The organism is Labedella populi (genome assembly GCF_004078655.1).
GTDB lineage: Bacteria > Actinomycetota > Actinomycetes > Actinomycetales > Microbacteriaceae > Labedella > Labedella populi.
On the sequence record NZ_RZNC01000007.1, the window covers coordinates 54,219 to 73,993 of the forward strand.

At 69.1% G+C, this 19,775-nt stretch carries 20 protein-coding genes and 2 pseudogenes; 10 read left to right on the forward strand and 12 right to left on the reverse strand.

Annotation, left to right across the window (positions count from 1 at the left end; all coding sequences use genetic code 11):
* Nucleotides 1–3: 3 nt before the first annotated feature.
* The 3 genes from ELQ92_RS14845 to ELQ92_RS14855 are packed head-to-tail and all read right to left on the reverse strand — an operon-like array spanning nt 4 to nt 3,778.
* Nucleotides 4–2,016, reverse strand: a complete 2,013-nt coding sequence (locus ELQ92_RS14845; protein WP_128500116.1) for a vWA domain-containing protein — start codon at nt 2,014–2,016, stop codon at nt 4–6.
* Nucleotides 2,009–3,394 carry a magnesium chelatase ATPase subunit I gene (locus ELQ92_RS14850; RefSeq protein ID WP_128500117.1) on the reverse strand — a complete coding sequence of 462 codons (1,386 nt, stop codon included), beginning with the start codon at nt 3,392–3,394 and terminating at the stop codon, nt 2,009–2,011. The genes ELQ92_RS14845 and ELQ92_RS14850 overlap by 8 nt, the downstream gene beginning before the upstream one ends.
* Before the next feature lie 51 nt (nt 3,395–3,445).
* Complete coding sequence (locus tag ELQ92_RS14855) at nt 3,446–3,778, reverse strand: DUF3140 domain-containing protein (RefSeq protein ID WP_128500118.1); 333 nt, start codon at nt 3,776–3,778, stop codon at nt 3,446–3,448.
* Nucleotides 3,779–3,946: 168 nt separating this feature from the next.
* Here ELQ92_RS14855 and ELQ92_RS14860 point away from each other — a divergent pair, with 168 nt between their 5' ends.
* Nucleotides 3,947–4,624 carry a phosphoribosyltransferase gene (locus ELQ92_RS14860; RefSeq protein WP_128500119.1) on the forward strand — a complete coding sequence of 226 codons (678 nt, stop codon included), beginning with the start codon at nt 3,947–3,949 and terminating at the stop codon, nt 4,622–4,624.
* A 106-nt stretch (nt 4,625–4,730) separates the two neighbouring features.
* Here ELQ92_RS14860 and ELQ92_RS14865 read toward each other — a convergent pair whose 3' ends face one another.
* From ELQ92_RS14865 to ELQ92_RS16365, 4 genes and pseudogenes are all read right to left on the reverse strand, one after another.
* Nucleotides 4,731–6,323: an ABC-F family ATP-binding cassette domain-containing protein gene (locus ELQ92_RS14865; RefSeq protein WP_128500120.1), complete on the reverse strand. Its 1,593-nt coding sequence runs from the start codon at nt 6,321–6,323 to the stop codon at nt 4,731–4,733.
* Nucleotides 6,320–6,874: a hypothetical protein gene (locus tag ELQ92_RS14870; protein WP_128500121.1), complete on the reverse strand. Its 555-nt coding sequence runs from the start codon at nt 6,872–6,874 to the stop codon at nt 6,320–6,322. Before ELQ92_RS14870 ends, ELQ92_RS14865 begins: the two co-directional genes overlap by 4 nt.
* Nucleotides 6,875–6,876: 2 nt before the next feature.
* A pseudogene (locus ELQ92_RS14875) lies at nt 6,877–8,262 on the reverse strand (ABC1 kinase family protein); the annotation flags it as partial.
* 72 nt (nt 8,263–8,334) lie between these two features.
* A complete protein-coding gene (locus ELQ92_RS16365; RefSeq protein ID WP_166426812.1) occupies nt 8,335–8,541 on the reverse strand; it encodes a DUF1232 domain-containing protein in 207 nt (68 codons plus the stop codon).
* A 166-nt stretch (nt 8,542–8,707) separates the two neighbouring features.
* On the opposite strand from ELQ92_RS16365, the gene ELQ92_RS14885 reads away from it, so the two are divergent.
* Complete coding sequence (locus ELQ92_RS14885; RefSeq protein WP_128500124.1) at nt 8,708–9,454, forward strand: alpha/beta fold hydrolase; 747 nt, start codon at nt 8,708–8,710, stop codon at nt 9,452–9,454.
* Here ELQ92_RS14885 and ELQ92_RS14890 read toward each other — a convergent pair.
* From ELQ92_RS14890 to ELQ92_RS14900, 4 genes and pseudogenes are all read right to left on the reverse strand, one after another.
* On the reverse strand, nt 9,441–9,659 hold the full coding sequence (locus tag ELQ92_RS14890) for a hypothetical protein (protein ID WP_128500125.1): 219 nt from the start codon (nt 9,657–9,659) through the stop codon (nt 9,441–9,443). The genes ELQ92_RS14885 and ELQ92_RS14890 overlap by 14 nt on opposite strands.
* Nucleotides 9,647–9,769, reverse strand: a complete 123-nt coding sequence (locus ELQ92_RS16740) for a hypothetical protein (RefSeq protein WP_279432177.1) — start codon at nt 9,767–9,769, stop codon at nt 9,647–9,649. Before ELQ92_RS16740 ends, ELQ92_RS14890 begins: the two co-directional genes overlap by 13 nt.
* A gap of 76 nt (nt 9,770–9,845) precedes the next feature.
* A pseudogene (locus tag ELQ92_RS16825) lies at nt 9,846–9,980 on the reverse strand (histidine kinase dimerization/phospho-acceptor domain-containing protein); the annotation flags it as partial.
* Nucleotides 9,981–9,989: 9 nt separating this feature from the next.
* Nucleotides 9,990–10,766, reverse strand: coding sequence for a DeoR/GlpR family DNA-binding transcription regulator (locus ELQ92_RS14900; RefSeq protein WP_243695067.1), 777 nt, complete (start codon nt 10,764–10,766; stop codon nt 9,990–9,992).
* 182 nt (nt 10,767–10,948) lie between these two features.
* Here ELQ92_RS14900 and solA point away from each other — a divergent pair, with 182 nt between their 5' ends.
* Genes solA through ELQ92_RS14940 form a run of 8 tightly spaced genes read left to right on the forward strand, consistent with a single transcriptional unit; the run spans nt 10,949 to nt 18,766 of the window.
* Entirely contained in the window at nt 10,949–12,121 is a 1,173-nt protein-coding gene (solA, locus tag ELQ92_RS14905; protein WP_166426813.1) for an N-methyl-L-tryptophan oxidase, read from the forward strand.
* Nucleotides 12,118–12,984 (forward strand): ABC transporter substrate-binding protein, encoded by an 867-nt coding sequence (locus ELQ92_RS14910; RefSeq protein WP_128500128.1) that lies wholly within the window; start codon nt 12,118–12,120, stop codon nt 12,982–12,984. Before solA ends, ELQ92_RS14910 begins: the two co-directional genes overlap by 4 nt.
* Before the next feature lie 54 nt (nt 12,985–13,038).
* Nucleotides 13,039–13,791 (forward strand): amino acid ABC transporter permease, encoded by a 753-nt coding sequence (locus ELQ92_RS14915; protein WP_128500129.1) that lies wholly within the window; start codon nt 13,039–13,041, stop codon nt 13,789–13,791.
* Complete coding sequence (locus ELQ92_RS14920) at nt 13,788–14,522, forward strand: amino acid ABC transporter ATP-binding protein (protein ID WP_128500130.1); 735 nt, start codon at nt 13,788–13,790, stop codon at nt 14,520–14,522. The genes ELQ92_RS14915 and ELQ92_RS14920 overlap by 4 nt, the downstream gene beginning before the upstream one ends.
* 2 nt (nt 14,523–14,524) lie before the next feature.
* On the forward strand, nt 14,525–15,559 hold the full coding sequence (locus ELQ92_RS14925) for a 1-phosphofructokinase family hexose kinase (RefSeq protein ID WP_128500131.1): 1,035 nt from the start codon (nt 14,525–14,527) through the stop codon (nt 15,557–15,559).
* Nucleotides 15,556–16,857: an FGGY family carbohydrate kinase gene (locus tag ELQ92_RS14930; protein ID WP_128500132.1), complete on the forward strand. Its 1,302-nt coding sequence runs from the start codon at nt 15,556–15,558 to the stop codon at nt 16,855–16,857. The genes ELQ92_RS14925 and ELQ92_RS14930 overlap by 4 nt, the downstream gene beginning before the upstream one ends.
* Complete coding sequence (locus ELQ92_RS14935) at nt 16,854–17,741, forward strand: class II fructose-bisphosphate aldolase (RefSeq protein ID WP_128500133.1); 888 nt, start codon at nt 16,854–16,856, stop codon at nt 17,739–17,741. The genes ELQ92_RS14930 and ELQ92_RS14935 overlap by 4 nt, the downstream gene beginning before the upstream one ends.
* Nucleotides 17,738–18,766: an aldo/keto reductase gene (locus tag ELQ92_RS14940; protein WP_128500134.1), complete on the forward strand. Its 1,029-nt coding sequence runs from the start codon at nt 17,738–17,740 to the stop codon at nt 18,764–18,766. Before ELQ92_RS14935 ends, ELQ92_RS14940 begins: the two co-directional genes overlap by 4 nt.
* A 46-nt stretch (nt 18,767–18,812) precedes the next feature.
* On the opposite strand, the gene ELQ92_RS14945 is transcribed toward ELQ92_RS14940, so the two are convergent.
* Nucleotides 18,813–19,724 (reverse strand): LysR family transcriptional regulator, encoded by a 912-nt coding sequence (locus ELQ92_RS14945; protein WP_128500135.1) that lies wholly within the window; start codon nt 19,722–19,724, stop codon nt 18,813–18,815.
* Nucleotides 19,725–19,775: the final 51 nt, after the last annotated feature.

The window sequence follows — 19,775 nt, forward strand, 5'->3', positions numbered from 1 at the left end:
CGCTCAGCCCCAGCGGGAGAAGAGACCGCCGTCGCCGCGGCGCGAGCCGAGGTAGGAGTCGACCACGGCGGCACCCAAGTCGTCGGCCTCGGGGGCGACGACGCTTCCACCGACGCGGTGAGCCATCGCATCGATGAAACGCGCGAGCCCCGGGTCGTCGCCGAGGCGGAAGAACGTCGTGTGGGCGCCCAAGCGCTGCGAGTTCTCCAACTCCCGCACGGCGTAGGCGACCGTCACGGGGTCCGGCGGGTAGTTGAAGTACACCTCACCGTCCGATTCCAGATGCGAGGTCGGTTCGCCGTCCGTCACGATGAGGAGGACGGGCTGCGCGTTGGGGTGCTTCCGGAAGTGCCGGTTCGCGAGCAGGAGCCCGTGGTGCAGGTTCGTGCCCTTGTCCCACATGGCGTCGAGGCCGACGAGGGTCTCGATGTCCATGACCGCGGCCGCGCGACTGAATGCGATGAGCTGCAGCTCGTCACCGCGGAACCGACTCGAGATGAGCGTGTGCAGAGCGAGCGCGGTCCGCTTCATCGGAACCCAGCGTCCGTCCATCGCCATGGAGAACGAGGTGTCGACGAGCAGTGCGACGCACGCCTGCGTGCGCTCCTCGGTCTCCTGGACCTCGACGTCGCCGATCTCGATCCGGACGCCGCCGGCCGTGGATCCGCTGTCGCCCGCGGTTCGCGTGACGGCGTTCGTGATCGTGCGGGTGACATCCCACGGCTCGGTGTCACCGAAGGCCCACTCGCGCGTCGCTCCGGAGAGTTCCCCCGCCGCTCCCGCTCCGCGGAGGTCGCGCGCGCCGCGGCGCCCCGACATCCGGTCGGCGATGTCACGGAGGAGCTGCTTCCCGAGATGCCGCATCGCCTTCGGCGTGAGCTTCAGGTGACCGTCGGAGCCGCGCCTCACGGTGCCGGAATTCTGGAGCGCCTTCTCCAACTGTTGGAGTGCGCGCGCGTCGACGACGGAGTCGGGCCCGAGCTGACGGGACAGCTTGTCGAGATCGAGGTCGTCGAGCTGCGACCCGTTGTAGGACTGTGACAGCTGGTCCCACAGTTCGTCGAGGTCGGCGATGTCCTGGAAGACGCCGGTGCCGTCACCGAGTCCGAGTCCCTGCTCGCCCTCCATCCGCTCTCCGCCGCTCCAGTCCTCGCCGGGCCGCAAGGAGCGCAGCGAGTCGTCGAGGCGGCCGAGTTCCGAGAGGAGGTCTGGCGAGCCGAACGCCTGCTGCGCGAGCGCATCGAGTTCGTCCCGCTGCTCCTGCGTCATCGAGTTGCGCATCCGCTGGGCCGCGGCGGAGCGGGCCGCGAGGGCGTCGATGAGTTCCTCGATCGTCTGGGGATTCTCGGGGAAGTGCTCGCCGTGCTTCTCCATGAACGCGTCGAAGTCCGCTTGGTCGGCGGCGTCCCGCGTGTGGGCGTCGAGCAGGTCGTTGAGGTCCCCGAGCATCTCCGCGATCGCCTCACGATCGGCGTCCGTGGCGTTCTCGAGGGCGCTCTTCATACCGGCGAAACGCTGATCGAGCATCTCCCGCCCGAGGAGGTCCTTGATCCTCTCGAAGTCCCCACGGGCCTCGGCGCTGTGCCACGTGTAGTCGCCGAGCTCGCTCACGGCAGCGGCGGCGGAGGACGGCAGGTTGTCGAGCTGCATCTCCGCGAGGGCGCGCTCGCCCTCGTCCATGAGCGCATCTCGCGCGAGCTGCTTGCGCTCCGCGAGGACGGCCTTGTCGAGCAGGTCACGCACCTCCTGAAGTGTGCCGTCGAGGTTGTGCTCGCGCGTCAACTGCTGTCGGCGTTCCGCGACCTGTCGCGCGAGGTCGTCGAGCCCGAAGCCGTCGCGCGGCCCGCGTCGGAGGAACTCGCGGAGCGCCTGCTCGGGCGAGGATCCCCCCATCACGTCCGCGCCGATCGCGTCGAGCGCTTCGGAGAGGTCGACGGGCGGCGCGAGCGGGTCGGGGCCGTCGACGTACTTGCCGTACCGGGCGGCCCGTGTCAGGCGACGGTTCGCCCTAGCCATAGATGGTCTCGCCCCCGCCGGACTCCTTGCCGACCCGACGAGCGAGGTACAGCCCCTCGAGAGCGAGCTCGATCGCGCCGGCACGCTGGCCGTCGCTCGTGGCACCGAGGCGATCGCAGATCTCGTCGTAGAGCTCCGACTCGCCGAGCGCCGGCAGTCCCGTGAGCACGTCGCGGGCGGCGACCTGCTCACCGGTCGTGATGAGCGCACCGTTCTCGATCGCGTCGACGAGCACCGCGAAGTCGACGCCGCGCAGATGCGCACGGACCGTCTCGGCTGTCGCGGTGCGCAGGAGGTGATCGAGGATCTCCTCCTCGCGCCCCTCCTCCCCCGACTCGAACTCGATCTTGCCGCCGAGCACGTCGACGGCCGTCTCGAGGTCGACGGGGCGAGCGACCGCTTCGGCCTCGCCCTGCCGCGCGGCGCGGTGCAGCGCGGCAGCGGCGATCGTCTCGGCGCCCGCGATCGCGAAGCGCGCGCTCACGCCGCTGCGCTGATCGACGGCGCTCGATTCCCGCAGGTTCCGCGTGAAGCGGGCGAGGATCTCGACGAGGTGGTCGGGGACGTCGGCGCCGAGATCGGCTTCCTGACGGATGACCGCGACCTCATCGACGAGCTCCGTCGGGTAGTGCGTGCGGATCTCGGCCCCGAAGCGGTCCTTGAGCGGAGTGATGATGCGTCCGCGGTTCGTGTAGTCCTCGGGGTTGGCACTCGCGACGACGAGCACGTCGAGCGGTAGGCGCAGCACGTAGCCGCGGATCTGGATGTCGCGCTCCTCCATGACGTTGAGCATCGCGACCTGGATGCGCTCGGCGAGGTCCGGCAGTTCGTTGATTGCGACGATGCCCCGGTGGCTGCGTGGGATGAGGCCGAAGTGGATCGTCTCGGGATCGCCGAGACTGCGACCCTCGGCGACCTTCATCGGGTCCACGTCGCCGATGAGGTCGGCGACCGACGTGTCCGGGGTCGCGAGCTTCTCGACGTACCGCTCCTCGCGGCTCCGCCAGACCACCGGCAGGTCGTCGCCGAGCTCGGCGGCTCGGCGGAGACTCTCCGTCGTGATCGGATCGAACGGGTGCTCACCGAGTTCCGAGCCCTCGATGACCGGTGACCACTCGTCGAGCAGTCCGGAGAGGGTACGGAGGAGGCGGGTCTTGCCCTGGCCGCGCTCGCCGAGCAGCACGACGTCATGGCCCGCGATGAGCGCGCGCTCGAGCTGCGGGATGACGGTGGTCTCGAACCCATGGAGCCCCGGCCACGGATCCCGGCCCTCACGCAAGGCGGAGAGCAGGTTGTCGCGGATCTCGGCTCGGACGGTCTTGAGCTCGTGCCCGGAGGCACGGAGACCGCCGACGGTGGTCGGTTCAGGTCGCTTCACACCGGCGATGTTACGCCCGGAAACCGGGGCCGGGTACGGGTTCCCCCAGGGTCAGGGCTTGAGCGGATCGTGGCCGATCGACATGAGCCGGCGCCGCCACTCGTCGTCACCGGCCTCCGTGTCGAGTGCCTCGCCCCGCTCGGCCCTGATCTCCGCGACGACGGACTGCATGACCTCCACGTCATCCGTCGTCAGATCCGTACGGCGCTTGCCGAGGATCTCCAAGACCGTGCGCGATCGTTCATCGCCCGCCTGATCGGGCAGGGCCTCCGTCTCCGTCCCGGCCGCGTCCGTCTCCAGCCAGTCGCGGAGCTCCCGCGAGGTCATATTGACGACGGCGTGGAAGTCCTCCCACAACGCGTCGTCGATCTCCGAATGGGCCATGGCGTCCTCCTCGGTTGTCGTTCTCGGCCGACGCGGGAGCGCCCGGCCGTGGGCTACGCAACCACGTCGATCGGCCCGGATCAAGCCCTTCACCGTCGATCCCTCGGGCTCCTACCGTGGAAGGCGCGAACGCACGTGGACGGAGCTTCGCTACAGCGAGGGGGCGGCATGGTCGAGGATCGGCGGGTTCGCCGCTATGTGGACCGAAGGCATGCCGGACGTCTCCTCGCGGAGTCGCTCGGCGGATTCGCCGACGATGAGCCGCTCGTTCTCGGCCTGCCGCGAGGCGGGGTGCCGGTCGCCGACGAGGTTGCCCGGGCGCTCGGGGGCACGCTCGACGTCCTCGTCGTCCGAAAGCTCGGCTTCCCCGGCCAACCCGAGGTGGCGATCGGGGCCATCGCCGCCGTCGCGGGGAGGATCGAGGTCGTCGAGAACCGGGAGATCACCGCTCGGCCCTACGAGCTCGGTCCCGCGGAGCGCATGATCAGTGACGCCGCTTCGGTGGCGGAACGCGAACTGCGCCGTCGTCAGGGCCGTTACCGGGGAGCGCGCACTCCCTCCGACGTCGCCGGCCGAACCGTCGTACTCGTCGACGACGGGATGGCGACGGGCGCGAGCATGCGCGCCGCGATCGCCGCGATCGGGTCGGAGCGGCCGGCGCGCGTCATCGTCGCCGTGCCCGTGGGACTCTCCGGCTCGTGCGCACGGGTGCGGCCCCTCGTCGACGCCGTCGTGTGCCCGTGGGAGCCGACCGAGCTGTGGAGCGTCGGCGAGGCGTACGAGGACTTCTCTCCGACGAGCGATGACGAGGTGCGTCGTATCCTCGCCGCCTCGGGCCGAGCCTGAGAACAGAGTCCGAGTCCGAGTCCGAGTCCGGGTCCGGGTCCGGGTCCGAGCCCAAGCCCGAGCCCGAGTCCGAGTCCGAGCCCGAGTCCGAGCCGGCGCGAGTCCGCTACGCCGCGGAGACGTCCAGTTCGGCTCCTTCGGCACCATTCGCCGCGAACGTGATGCGGCGATTCGCGACCTTCTCGGCGAAGAACCGGTCGTGGCTCACGACGACGACGGCGCCCGGGAAATGCACGAGCGCTCGCTCCATCACTTGAGTGCTCGGCAGGTCGAGGTGGTTCGTCGGCTCGTCGAGGAGGAGCACCGAGGCGCCCGACAGCAAGCACTGCGCCATCGCGACGCGGGCACGCTGACCGCCCGACAATTCGCGGATGCGCTTCTTGAGATCGGCTTCCGAGAACTGGAACATCGCGAGGAACCGGCCGACGGCCTTCCGCGTCGCCGTGAGCGCGAGGCTGTCGGGCATCGCGTTGACGGCGTGGGTGACGGTGTCGTCGAGGTCGAGTTCCGCGAGGACCGTGTTGTAGGAGACGACCTTCGCCCCCGACGCCCAGGTCACGCTGCCCTCGTCCGCCTTCTCCTCACCGGTGAGGACCTTCAGCAGGGTGCTCTTGCCGCTTCCGTTCGCGCCGACGACGACGATGCGCTCCCCGCGGCGCACCTCGAGGTCGAGTCCGGTGAAGAGTGTGCGCTCGCCGAACGACTTGCCGAGACCCACGACCCGGCAGAGCACGTCCTTGATGTGCAGGCCTCCATATATCTCAGTGATGATCTCGTCGACGGGCCGCGGCGCGCGCGACTTCTTGATGCCCGCGAGCTGCTTGCCGAGGTTCTTGCCGCCGTTCTTCGCCGCCTCGCGACGGTCCGCGATGCCCTCGGCCTCGAAGGCGAGGAGCTCGTTCTCGTGAACGAACTGCGATTGCAGCGTCTTCAGGCGGAACTGCTTCTGCACGACGTACTCGTCGAAGTTCCCCGGGTACTCGTGCAGGTGGAAGTTCTCGACCTCCACGATGCGCGTCGCAACGGCGTCGAGGAACTTGCGATCGTGGGAGACGATGATCGCGGCGCCGTGGAAGTCGCGGAACCAGGCTTCGAGCCACTCCACGCCGGGCACGTCGAGGAAGTTGGTCGGTTCATCCAGCAGCAGCACGTCGGGGTCCTCGAGCAGGATCTTTGCGAGCGCCGCACGGTTGCGCCAGCCGCCCGAGAGGCGGTCGATCGGCGCGTTTCGGTGCTCCTCCGTGAAGCCGAGCGTCGTGAGGGCCTGGTCGATCTTCCGCGGGTAGTCCCAGCCGCCGAGACGCTCCATCTCCCCGAAGAGTTCGGCCTGCCGCTCGATGAGGCGGTCGAGCGCGCCGGCGGAGAGGCCCGCGGCGATCGCCGCATCGATCGCCGCGAGCTCGGCCTCGACCGCGTGCACCTCGCCGAAGAGGCCGTCGAGGACCTCGGCGATGCTCGCGTCGCCGTCGAGCTCGGAGAACTGGGAGAAGTACCCGATGCGGGTCCCGTTCTCGATCGCGACCGTGCCCGTATCGGGCTGGACCTGCTCGAGCACGAGCTTCAAGAGCGTCGTCTTTCCGGAGCCGTTCCGGCCGATGAGGCCCACCCGGTCCTTCTCCTCGAGGCGGAAGAACGCCTCCCGGAGGACGGGAGTGTGCTCGAAGCGGACGGTGACGTCGTTCAGTCTGACCAGGCTCATCGGGATGCCTCTTCTGTTGGCGCACACGGAAAAACGCCCGATCGAAAGGGCGTTTCCCCGACAGTAGCAGGTCTCCTCCGCGTCTCCTCGTCAGCCCCCTCTCGCCGATCCACGACCAGACATCGACGCGCCCATCGGCATGACGGCAGCCACGACAGAGCGCCGGAGAGAACGATGACGAGGGCGAGCTGGAGGACACCCGTGGCGAAGTAGACGATCTGCAGCCACGACAGGCCGCGGATGATGCCCGTCTCGACGAAGATCCAGATGACCATCCCGAAGCCCGCGACGGCCGACGCCGCCAGGGCCTCCGCTCTCCGGGCGACGACGAGCACGACGGCCGTGACCTGCGTTCCGCCGACGACAGCGATCAGGATGACGGCCGGCCAGAGGAACGACGTGAACGGGCTGCCCGACAGCATCGAGATCGGCATGCCGAGACCGTCGGTGGCGAGGATCGCGATGCCGCCCGCGATGGCCGATAGTGCGTTGAACGACCCGAGGAGTGCGAGCGACACCGCCAGGGTGTCGGTCAATCGTGTGCGCTTCATCGTCAACGCCGCCTCTTCCCGTCGCTTCCGCGGCGGCGAGCTGTCCAGAGCAGATAGCCGGTGAGCACGCTCGTGATCGTCACTCCGGTCCCCATGAGGGCGTCCTGCCAACTGCGCCACCGCCTCCCCTCCGTCGTGAGTCGCCCCACGCCTCCGATGAGCGCCGCGGTGATCATCCCCGCGACCAAGCGGTTGCCGATGCGCTCCGCACGTTCGACGAGCGGCTCCAGCTCCGCCGCGCGGATGCGGAATTGCAGGCCGTCGCGATCGACCTCCGCCAGGAGCCGCCGGAGCGCCCCGGGAAGCTCGAGTGCGAGTTCACCCGCGTCCGCCGTCGCGCCGACCGCTCGACGCAGGAGCGAGCCGAGAGCGAAGCGTTCCATCGCGAGACGACGTGCGTACGGCTCGATGACGGAGAAGAGGTCGAAGTCGGCATCGAGCCGAAGACCGATCCCCTCGACCATGACGAGGACTCTGAAGACCAGTGCGGTCTCGCGCGGCAGGCGGAGTCGATGACGCCGGAGGATGCCGAACAGGATGGCTGCGAGGTGGGAGAAGTGGATCTCACCGAGCGAGCGTCCCGCATACTCCTCCACGAAGCCGGCCATCGCCGCTCGCACCTCTGCCCGGTCGACGGGAGCGGCCGCCACGGAGAGATCGATCACCGCATCGGCGAGCGCTCCCGCCTCACCCGAGGCGAATGCGACGAGGAAGCCGGCGAGGTCGTCGCGGAGATCCTCGGAGATCTCACCCACCATCCCGAAGTCGATGAGGGCGACCGAGCCGTCCGGCTGGATGAAGAGGTTCCCCGGTTGCAGGTCGCCGTGGAGGAATCGATCATCGAAGATCATCTGCAGGACGATGCCGGCGCCCCGGCGCGCGAGGGCTCGGCGATCGATGCCCTCCGCCTCGAGCGCGGCGATGTCGTCCACCTTGATGCCGCCTAAGCGTTCGAGCGTCAGGACACGCGACGTCGTCGTCGCCGACGAAACGCTCGGGACGAGCACGTCGGAGCGTGCTCGGAAGTTGTGCGCGAGACGCTCCGCGTTCCGCGCCTCCCGGAGGTAATCGAGTTCGGCGAGGAGGGTGTCGGAGAACTCTCGTACGAGGCCGCGGACGTCGAACCCTGCGGCGAGGTCCGAGACACGAGAAGCGCCTTCGGCGAGCACGCGCAGGATCTCGAGGTCTTCGTGAACCCGTTGAACGGCCTCGGGCCGCCGGACCTTGACGACGACAGCGGAACCGTCGTGGAGCACCGCCGTGTGAACCTGGCCGATGGATGCCGACGCGAGTGGTTCCGGATCGAAGGCGTCGAACACGTCGTCCGGCTCGTCTCCCAACTCTTCAACGACGATCGAGCGGACCGACTCCCACGGCACCGCGGGAGCGGCGTCCTGAAGTGTCGAAAACTCGTCCCGCGTCGCCGCGGTGCTCGCGCGCCGGCGCCGCGACCGCGTGGCTCAGGGCTGTGTGTTCCCCCGCCGGATGCTGCGCCGCCGCATGATGCGCCAGATGGCGACGCCGGCACCGATCAGGACGATGGCGTCGTCGCCGAATCCCAGCGGACCCGCGATGATCTCGGGGATGACGTCGACCGGCGACGCGCCGTAGAGCAACGCCCCGAGGCCGATGAGCACGGCCTTGAGCGTCGATCGGTCCTTCTTCATGCTCCAACGATAGAACGCATCTCGGCTCGCTGAGAACGAGCGGACAATCTCCGTAACGGCTCTTGCGCGGCGGTCTTCATCGCAATATATTGCATATGGCTCGACGAGCGTTCGAGCAGACGATTCGCCCGGGACGATCCGGGTCACGACGGAAAGGGACAGCATCATGAGCACCATCGACACCACGGCGGAGATCTCCCCCTCGGCGACGCCCGATGAGCCGATCAGGAACGTCGTGCTCGTGCACGGCGCGTTCGCCGACGGCTCGGGCTGGCGGCCCGTGTACGAGAACCTGACCGCGCGCGGCTACACCGTCTCGATCGTGCAGATCCCGCTCACCTCGTTCGAGGACGACGTGGCCGCGACCACGCGCATCCTCGACCGCCAGTCGGGTCCCTCCATCCTCGTCGGCCACTCGTGGGGCGGCACGGTCATCACCGAGGCCGGTGTCCACCCCAACGTCGCGGGCCTCGTCTACGTCTCCGCGCTCGCACCCGACGCCGGCGAGACCACGGCTCAGCAGTACGAGGGATTCGCCCCCACTCCGGACTTCGTGATCGATGTGGGCGACGACGGGTTCGGAATCCTCAACCACGACGCGTTCAAGGCCGGATTCGCGCACGACACGACCGACGCCGACGCCGCCTTCCTGCGCGACTCGCAGGTACCCATCAACATGTCGGCCTTCGGCGCGGCCGTTCAGAACGCGGCATGGCGCACGAAGCCGAGTTGGGCCGTCATCGCCCGGGAGGACAAGGCGTTCGACCAGGCGATGCTGCAGCACATGGCGTCGCGGATCGGCGCCGAGATCACCACGGTCTCGGCGAGCCACGCACTCTTCCTGACCCAGCCGGCGGTCGTGTCCGACACGATCGACGCCGCGGCACGCGGAGCCCTGGTCAGGGCCCGCTGATCCGCTCCGGGGGAGAGGTGACCGGCGAAGCGGCGGGGTCAGCGGCGGTATCGGCGATGACGAACCAGACGCTGGCCCCGCCGAGCGACGAGTCCTCGATGCCGCTGCGGCTACCGTGCGCCTCGACGATGCGCCGGCAGGTGGAGAGATCGATCCCCGTCCCCACGACCTCTTCGGCGCCGCCGCGCTCCATCAGACCGAACACCCGTTATGCAGGTCCTCCACCACCGTGGCGACGAGGCCGTCGAGGTCGATCTCGACTCGCCGGGGATGTGCGCCGCCGATGCGGGCGAAGCGCAGCAGGTCGGTGATCATCGCGGCCACGCGGTCGGCGGCCGACTCGGCTCGAGCGAGGGCGGCGGCGCCTTGCGGTGCGTTCCAGCTCCGGACTGTCGCTCACGATCTCGATGAAGCCGGACATGGTCATGAGCGGGTTCCGGAGGTCGTGGCTGACCTGCCCGGCGAAGTGGGCGAGCTGCTCGAATGCTCTCCCGTCGCCGTCAGCGTCGCCGTCGCCGTCTGACACGGGGCGAGGTCACACGAGGACGAGGCGTCCCGTGGTCTCGCGCAGGGCCCCGATCTCGCGCTCGTCGGCCCGCGAACTCGTGACCACGACATGCACGTCGCTCACATCGCCGTACCGCCACAGAGCGACGGTCCCGACCTTGCTGCGGTCCGCGAGAAGCACACGTCGGCGGGCGCTCGCGAGGGTCGCACGTTTGAAATCGGCCTCCGCCTGGTCGGGAGTCGTGAGTCCGAACTCGGCCGAGAGCCCGTTCGTGCCGAGGAAGGCGACGTCGATATTCACCCCGTGGAGGGTGCGGATCGCGACCGTGTCGACCTCGCCGAGCGTCACGGGGCGGACGCGACCGCCGAGGGTATGCACGGTGTACTCCGGCACGGTCGCGAGGTAGGTCGCGATCGGGAGCGAATTCGTGAAGACGGAAAGCGAGCGGCCGCGGGGCAGTTGTTCGGCGAGGAACATCGACGTGGAGCCCGATTCGAGGAATACCGCCCCCGCCTCGGGGAGTTCGGCGAGCGCCGCACCGGCGATGGCGCGTTTCTCGTCGGCGAACTCCACGCGGCTGGCGATCTGCGGTTCGAAGAGTGTGCGTTCGACCGGCACGGCGCCACCATGCACGCGCTTAAGAATGCCGGAAGCCTGGAGTGCATTGAGATCGACTCGCACCGTTTCGGGCGTGACGCCGAACTCCTGCGCGAGCGCAGCCACTTCCACGCGGCCGGCGCGACGCGCGCTCTGGACGATCGCGTATCGGCGTTCCTCCGCATACAGCCGATCGCCGTCGCTCATGCCTGTCTCCTCCTGGAGGTCGCGTTCCGTCAGTCTCGGAGCAACAGTAGCGGTGGCCTCGTGAGCCTCCGTTACGTCCGCGTTTCGTTCTGATCTTAGCTTTGTTTCATTCTGTATTTCTTCTTGACCATCTGTGTTTGCCTGTGGTTGTGTGTCATCCAACACAGCAAGGGAGCACAGACGTGATCGAGAAGACCGTTGATGTCGCGGTGGTCGGAGTAGGGGCGGCGGGCAGCCACGCGTTGCTCAGCGCTGCGAGACGGGGAGCGTCCGTGCTCGGCATCGAGCAGTTCCCGATCGGGCACGATCGAGGCTCGTCGCACGGCCGCTCGCGTCTGTTCCGCGGCGGCGCGTCGGAAGGACCGCTGTACGTCGACCTCGCCCGTCGCTCCCGGGAGATCTGGGCGGGACTCGAGCAGGAGACGGGCCGCGAGATCCTGAGCCTCGTGTCCGGCGTCACCATCGGTCCGGCCGACGGAGACCTCATCCGCGACACCCGGTCGGCGCTCGAGGCTCGGGACATGCCCTTCGAGGTCCTCGACCCCGAGCAGCTCCGCCACCGGTTCCCGCAGCACCGTGTGCTCGACGGGGATCGCGGGCTCCTCGATCCGGCAACGGGCGTCGTGCGCCCCGAACTCGCGATCACGACGGCGGTCGAGCTCGCCCGTGCCGCCGGGGCGACCGTCTGGGACGGCACGCGCGTGCTGAGCATCGACGACACCGTGGACGGCGTCACGATCGAGACCGACCGGGGCACGGTGGTCGCGAAGAAGCTGATCCTCTCGGCCGGAGCGTGGGCGGCTCGCCTCCTGCCCGACCTCCCCACGCCGTTCGTGGTTCGCCGGGCCATCCTCACCTGGTTCACTCCCCGGGACGGCAGCGCCGATGACTTCACGCCCGAGCGCTTCCCCGTCTTCACACGTGACGACGGGGATCTCCGCGGCTGGGGCGCGCCGATGATCGACGAGTTCGGCGTCAAGGTCGGGCTGCACGATCAGGACGGTCCCGTGGTCGGCGACCCGTCGCGGAACCCGGCCGAGGTCACTGCGGCCGAGACCGCGCGCGTCGAGGAGTTCGTCTCCCGGCAGTTCGACGGACTCGTGCCCACGGCGGTGCACGCGAAGGGGTGCATGATCACGCTCACTCCGGACGAGAACTTCTCCGTCGGCACGCTGCGCGAACACCCCGACGTCGTCCTCCTCGCCGCGTGCTCCGGTCACGGCTTCAAGCACTCGCCGGCCATCGGCGAGATCGGAGCGGATCTCGCCATCCTCGGCCGGACCACTACCGACATCTCTCCACTCGACCCGCACCGCTTCACCCGTCAACACACAACCACCAGGAGCGCCACATGAGAAACAGAACGACCAGCACCATCGTCCTCGCCGTCGCGGCGCTCGCCCTCGCCGGCTGCGCCGGCACGAGCGCGAGCACGAGCACGGGATCGGAGGAGACAGCCGATTTCGAGACCGTCACGCCGGGCACCCTGCAGCTTCTCGTCAACAGCGATGCGGCCCCCTTCGCATCCGTCAACGACGACGACGAGTTCGAGGGCTTCGACGTGCAGATGCTGACCGAGGTCACCGACCGTCTCGGTCTCACCCTCGAGATCAAGACGCAGGAGTTCGACACGATCCTTCCGAGTGTGGCCGTCGGGCAGGCCGACGCTGCGGCGTCCTCCATCGCGGACACCGACGAGCGTCGTGAAACCGTCTCCTTCTCGCTCCCCACGTACACGGGTGTCATGTCGATCACGGTCCCCACCGAGTCGGCCATCGAGGAGGCCGACGACCTCGCGGGCAAGCGGGTCGGCGTCAAGTCCGCGAGCCGGAACGCGGAGTACGCAGAGCAGTACTTCACCGACTCGGAGATCGTCTACTTCCCGGCCGAGGCACCGCTCTTCAACGCCCTGGAGGGCGGCACGATCGACGCTGCCTTCTTCGACGGCCAGGCCGCCGACAAGTACGTGCAGCAGTACGACGTGCGCGTCGCGTTCAGCGCCGTGAACGACGACAACCGGGGGGCCGCTATCGTCCTGCGCCAGGACGCGGACAACCTCCGCGAGGCGATCAATCAGACCCTGCGCGAGATGCTCGAGGACGGCACGTACGAGGAGATCTTCACGACGTGGGTGACCACGGAGGACGTCCAGCCGCAACTCGACTTCCTGTCCGGCTACTACGCGGAGCACCCGGACAACTCCTACCCCAACGAGTGACGTTCCGGTGGCGGGCCCCACGGCCCGCCACCGTCGTCGATTGGAACTGCCACCATGAACGACTTCATCGACATGTTCTTCAACCCTGAGCTGATCCTCAAGGTGCTGCCAGATCTCGTGGCCGTCGGACTCGTCAACACGCTCATCCTCGCGATCTCCGCGACCCTCATCGCGCTCCTCATCGGGATGCTCATCGCGATGGCGCTCATCTCGCGGCATCGCTGGCTCAGCTGGCCCGCTCGGGTCTACGTCGACCTGCTGCGCGGTCTGCCGGTCATCCTGACGATCTTCCTCATCGGGCAGGGCCTGCCCTACATGGGGGTGCAGCCGTTCGGGCCGAGCGCCTACCCCTACGGGATCGTCTCGCTCGGCCTGATCGGCTCCGCCTACATGGCGGAGATCTTCCGCTCGGGCATCCAGAGCATCCACCACGGCCAGCTCGAGGCGGCACGGGCGCTCGGCATGAGCTACGGCACGGCGATGGCACGGATCGTGGTGCCGCAAGGCGTCCGCAACGTGTTCCCCGCCCTCACCAACCAGTTCATCGGCATCGTGAAGGACACGAGCCTCGTCTACGTCCTCGGACTCGCCGTCGGCGAGCGCGAGCTCTACCGCATCGGCCAGGACATGTCGCAGCGCGTCGGCAACCTCTCGCCGCTCGTCGCGGCCGGGCTCGTGTACCTCCTGATCACGGTCCCCCTGACCTACTACGTCAACTGGCTCGACAAGCGGCTGCGGACCGGGAAGGTCCCCGTGATCATCGAGGACGCCGTCGACACCACCGAGAGTGAAGGAGCACACGCATGACCACGTTCGGCGTTACCGTGAACGGTCTGCACAAGAAGTTCGGGGAGAACGAGGTCCTGAAGGGGATCGACCTCGACGTCCGCCCCGGCGAGGTGGTGTGCATCATCGGACCGTCCGGCTCCGGGAAGTCCACCCTCCTGCGCAGCATGAACCTCCTCGAGGTGCCGAGCTCGGGGTCCATCCGCGTCGGTGACGACGAGATCACGGACATCCGCACCGACATCAACGCCGTCCGGAGCCACATCGGCATGGTGTTCCAGAGCTTCAACCTCTTCCCGCACATGACGGTGGAACGGAACATCACCGTGGCCCTCGAGCGGGTGAAGAGCGTCGGGAAGGAGGAGGCGAAGCGCATCGCCCTCGACCGGCTGCGCGAAGTGGGGCTCGAGGCGAAGGCCTCGTCCCGCCCCTTCAACCTCTCCGGCGGCCAGCAGCAGCGCGTCGCGATCGCACGCGCCCTCGCCATGCAACCCGGCATCATGCTGTTCGACGAAGTGACGTCTGCGCTCGATCCCGAACTGGTCAAGGGCGTCCTGAACATCATGATGAAACTCGCGAGCGAGGGTATGACGATGGTCGTGGTGACCCACGAGATGGGCTTCGCCCGTCAGGTCGCGGACCGGGTCGTCTTCATGGATGCCGGCCGCATCGTCGAGCAGGGCCCCCCGGAGCAGATCTTCGGCGATCCGCAGTCCCCTCGATTGCGATCGTTCTTGTCCGAGGTGCTGTGAGGATGCCCGACTCGACCGAGCCGATCGACCCGCGCGACTGGCCGACCACGACCACCCACCGCATCCGTATCGTCGGCCCCAACCCTGCGATGGACCGGATCCAGACGGTCGGAGACCTCGTCCCGGGGCACGTGCACCGCGTTCGCTCCGTCGTCGCGAAGGCGGGCGGCAAGTCGTTCATCGTCGCCCGCACCGTCCGCTCGCTCGGCGTGAACGTGAGCCTCTACGGCTTCCTGGGCGGTCCCGTCGCCGAGTTGGCGGCGCGCGAGTGCCGCACCCTCGGTATCGACGACCGGCACACGCCGATCCGAGGGGAGACGCGGATCACCCCCGTGATCGTCGAGGAGTCGACGGGCCGGTCCACGGTGTTCAACGAACCGGGTCCGGAGGTCTCCGCGACCGAGGTCGCCGAACTCACGCGGCGCCTCTCAACCGATCTCGAGGCCGGCGACCTCGTCGTCTGCACCGGAAGTCTCCCGCCGGGTCTCGACACCGGGTTCTACGCAGACGTCGTCCGGACCGGGCGCTCCCGCGGAGCGCTCGTCGCGGTCGACGCGAGCCGTGACGTGCTGCGGATGGCCCTCGAGGCGGCCCCGTGGATCGTGAAGTGCAACCGGACGGAGTTCGAAGCCGTTGCGGGGGTCGCCGCGTCCGGAACCGAGGCCACGTCCCTCTCGGGACTGACGGCGGCGATGCGGCGTCAAGTGGCACGCGGCACGTCCGTCGTCATCGTGACGATGGGCGCCTCGGCCTTCCTGGTGGCGACCGCGGACGGCGTGTGGACGGTGCACGTCCCGCGGATCGACGCCGTCAACGCGACGGGATCCGGGGACACCTTCCTCGCGTGCTTCGTCGCAACCGTCGCCGACGGCGGGTCACTCGCCGACGCCCTCCGTCGAGCGACGGCCGGTGGAGTCGCGAACGCCGCCCAGCTGCAGGCGGGCCTCGACGACACGAGCGCGCTCGCCGGCTATGCGCGCGACGTCACCTTCTCCCCCTCCGACGCCCGCGAGCCCGAGGAGAGGGGCGCCCGGTGACCCGCTACCTCGGCATCGACGTCGGGACGACCCGGACCAAGGCGCTCGTCTACGACGCCGTGTCGCGCCGGGTCCTGCACGCCGCATCGACGGCGACCCCCGTCGAGCGTCGGGCCGACGGCGATCGGCGGCGGCCCGACGACGTGCTCGACGTGACCGCATCCGTAACACGCGCCGTGCTCGACGTCGTCGGGGGCGAGGACCTCGGCGGCGTCTGCGTCGCGTCCGTCGGCGAGGAGGTCGTGCTCGTCGACGTGTCAGGAGCGGCCGTCGGCTCGGTGCCCACGTGGTACGCGGTCGATCCGGCCGTCACGCACGACTCCCCTCGCCACCCGGAGGCGTCGCGGTTCAAGCTCGCCTCCCTCGCCCTCCGCTCCCCCGAAGCCGTCGCGTCCGCGACCTCGTTCACGGATCTGTCCGGATACGTCGCCGCACGGCTGGTCGGCGCGGTCGGGGCCGGCACCGCCGTGATGGATCGCTCGCATGCCTCACGCACGGACTTCTACAACGCCGCCGACCGCGAGTGGGACGAGGAGCGCTACGCCGGAATCCCCGGAATCGGAGCGCTCGGCCTCCCCGCGCTCGCCGACTCGGGCCGTGCCATCGGCGCGACCGCCGGCGACATCGCGACCGCGCACGGGTTGCCGCTCGGCGTGCCCGTCGTCGCCGGAGGCCACGACCACTTCTGCGGCGCGTTCGGCGCGGGCGCACGGGAGACAGGCGACGTGTTCATCTCGGTCGGAACGTCGGAGTCGCAACTCGTGCTCGTCGACGAGGTCCCGAACGGCACACTCGACGCGGCTCTCGACATCGGCACGTTTGTGGACGGTCGCCACGCCTACGTGCACGTCGCCCAGTCCTCCGGGGCAGCGTTCGCCGAGGCGCTCGCTGCGAGCGGGACCGAGGAGGACCTCGACGCGCTCTACGACGCGCTCTCCCGTCTCGACGGCCCCACGGACGGCGCCATCGTCCCCGGCGAGGCCGACCTCCGCCCGATCCTCGACATCCTGCAGTCCCAAGCGGCCGCCGCGGCCGACATCACTCGCCGTCTCATGCAGGCCTGCGACACGACCGCGCGTCGTGTCCTCGTCGGCGGAGCCCCCGTCGCGCAGCCGCTCTGGCGCCGCATCCGCGCTCGCACGAGCCCGTTGCCCCTCACCTTCCTCGTCGAGTCGGAGCTCTCCGCCCTCGGAGCCGCCCTCCTCGCGCAGTGCGCCGTCGAGGGTGCTGCTCCGGGACCCGACAGGACCACATACCCGGACGATACGTCCGGTCCGAGAGGAGACCCGATCGTATGACCGTAGCCACCACCGCCGATCTCGTCGCCGGAGCGCGAGCGACCGGGCGGGGGGTCGCCGCCCTCAATGTCATCCAACTCGAACACGCGCAAGCGATCGTGACGGCCGCGGAACGGTGCGCCGCACCCGTGATCCTGCAGGTGAGCGAGAACGCTGTCCGCTATCACGGCGGCGACGTCGCGCCGCTCGCCGCCGCGTGCCTCGCTCTCGCAGAGCGTTCCGAGGCCGAGGTCTCACTGCACCTCGATCACGCGACATCACTCGAACTCTGTCGCACGGCGGCAGCCGCAGGGTTCAGCTCCTTCATGATCGATGCGTCTGCGCTCGATGACGACGAGAACACACGCGTCACGCGCGAAGCCGCCCTGTGGGGACACGAGAACGGGCTCTGGGTGGAAGCCGAACTCGGCGAGGTCGGCGGGAAGGGCGCCCATGTGGCCGACGCCCGCACGGACCCCGCTGACGCCGCCGACTTCGTCGCGGCGACGGGAGTCGACGGACTCGCGATCGCCATCGGCTCGTCCCATGCGATGGTCACCCAGTCCGCGGCTCTCGACCTCGAGCTGCTCCGGCGCATCCGCTCGGCCGTGTCCGTCCCACTCGTCCTGCACGGCACCTCCGGGGTGCCGGACGCCCTCGTCGCCGAAGCCGTCGTCAGCGGGATCACGAAGGTGAACGTCTCGACCCAGCTCAACAGGGTCATGACCGATGCCATCCGCTCACTGCTCTCCGACGAGCCCGATGTCGTCGACCCCCGACGCTACCTCCGCGCCGCCCGCGCCGCCGTCGAGCAGCAGGCCGCCCACCTCATCTCGCTCATCTCCCGTCCGACGGCCGCCGTGGCCGCCGGCACCCCGTCCCGTTTGAAAGGAACCCCCTCATGACCGACACCGCCCCCTCGACACCGCTCTCGTCCGCTCCCCTCGGCACGAGCGGCCTCGACGTCACGCGCGTGGGACTCGGCGCGTTCGCCATCGGGGGCTCGGCCTGGTCGTACGGCTGGGGGGTACAGGACGACGACGAGTCGGTGCAGACCATTCTCGCGGCCGTCGACGCCGGCATTGACTGGATCGACACCGCCGCCGTCTATGGGCGTGGTCATTCGGAGGCCGTCGTCGGCGCAGCACTGCAGCAGCTCTCGGAGGACGAGCGCCCGCTCGTGTTCACCAAGGGCGGCCTCGTATGGTCGGAGGACGACGCGCTCGACACCGGGGAGCGGAAGGTCGGGCACCCGGACAGCCTCCGCCGAGAGGTGGACGATTCGCTGCGCCGCCTCGCCGTCGACACGATCGACCTCTACCAGATGCACTGGCCGGCCGAGGACGGTACGCCCCTTGAGGAGTACTGGTCCGCACTCGTGGACCTGCGCACTGCGGGTAAGGTCCGAGCGATCGGCCTCTCGAACCACGACGTCGACGAGCTGACGCGCGCCGAGGCGATCGGTCACGTCGACTCGCTGCAGCCCCCGTTCTCGGCGATCTACCGCGACGCTGCCGCTGACGTCATCCCCTGGTGCGCGGCCAACGGCACGGGTGTGATCGTCTACAGTCCGATGCAGTCCGGGCTGCTGACCGGCTCGTTCTCCGCCGAACGCGCTGCGGCGCTCCCCTCGAACGACTGGCGGTCACGGCACGACGACTTCCGCGGCGAGGGGCTGAGCCGCAACCTCGCCGTAGCGGACGCCCTCGCCGAGATCGCGGCGAACCGGGGCGTGACGACGGCGGAAGCGGCGATCGGGTGGGTGCTCGGCTTCCCCGGCGTCACCGCCGCGATCGTCGGCGCGCGTCGCCCCGACCAAATCGGCGGCTGGATCGGCGGCTCGCGCATCGAGCTGACGTCGGAGGAGTACGCCGCCGTCGCGGCCGTGATCGAGCGGACGGGCGCGGGCTCGGGACCGGTCGCGCCCTGAGTCCGGCCGCGCCGTTCCGACCTCGGTCGGAGCGGTGCGGCACCGGTCACCGGCGCAGCGGCGCGGGAGCCGTCTCGCGGACGCGGCGGCGGAACCAGTCGACGAAGATGCCCTTCGTGGGGTCCTGAACCGAGGAGTTCCAGACGATCGTGGCGATCGAGGTGACAGCGGGGGCGGCGATGGGCCGGTACACGGCGCCGTTCATCCGTACCGTGGCGAGTCGACTGGGGAGGAGACTCACACCGAGTCCGGCTGCCACGAAACCGATCTGATCCGTGTACGTCGTTCCGCTGATCATCGTGCGACGCGGCGAGAAGCCCGCGGCGACGCACGCCGCGATCATGCCGTCGTACGCCTCCGGCGCACCATGGCGCGGGAACATCAGGAGCTCCTCGTCGTGCAACTGCCCCAGCGAGACCTCGTCCTGCACGGCGAGCGGATGGTCCGACGGCAGCACCACGACGTAGGGGTCGACGTACAACTCCGAGTGGCTCAGCACCTCACCGCGCGGCTTCGAATAGAGCAGCCCCACGTCCATCTGCGCCATCGACAGCATGTCGACGACGTCGTTGGTGTTCTCCTTGCTCACGCGCAGATCGATACCGGGGAACAGCCCCTGGAACGTGCGGATCATCGCCGGGAGGTCGCCGTACAGCAGCGACGGCACGATCCCGATGCGCAGGCGTCCGACCCGACCGACGCGCGAGTCCGTCACGAGGGCGTCGATCTCCTCGAGATCGTCGAGCAGCTTCCGGCTGTGGGCGAGGAGCTTGATGCCCGCCTGGGTGAGCTCGAACGGCGTGACCGAACGGTCGATGAGCTTCGCGCCCAGGTCCCGCTCCAGTCGTTGGATCTGCTGGGACAGCGCCGGCTGCGAGATGCGCAGCCGCGCTGCGGCGTGCCCGAAGCTCCTCTCCGACGTGAGGACGACGAAATACTCGAGGCGCCGGGTCTCCATGGCGTCAGCCTAGGAGAGCGCGTCGCCCGGCGTGGCTCCCGGCGCCGTGTC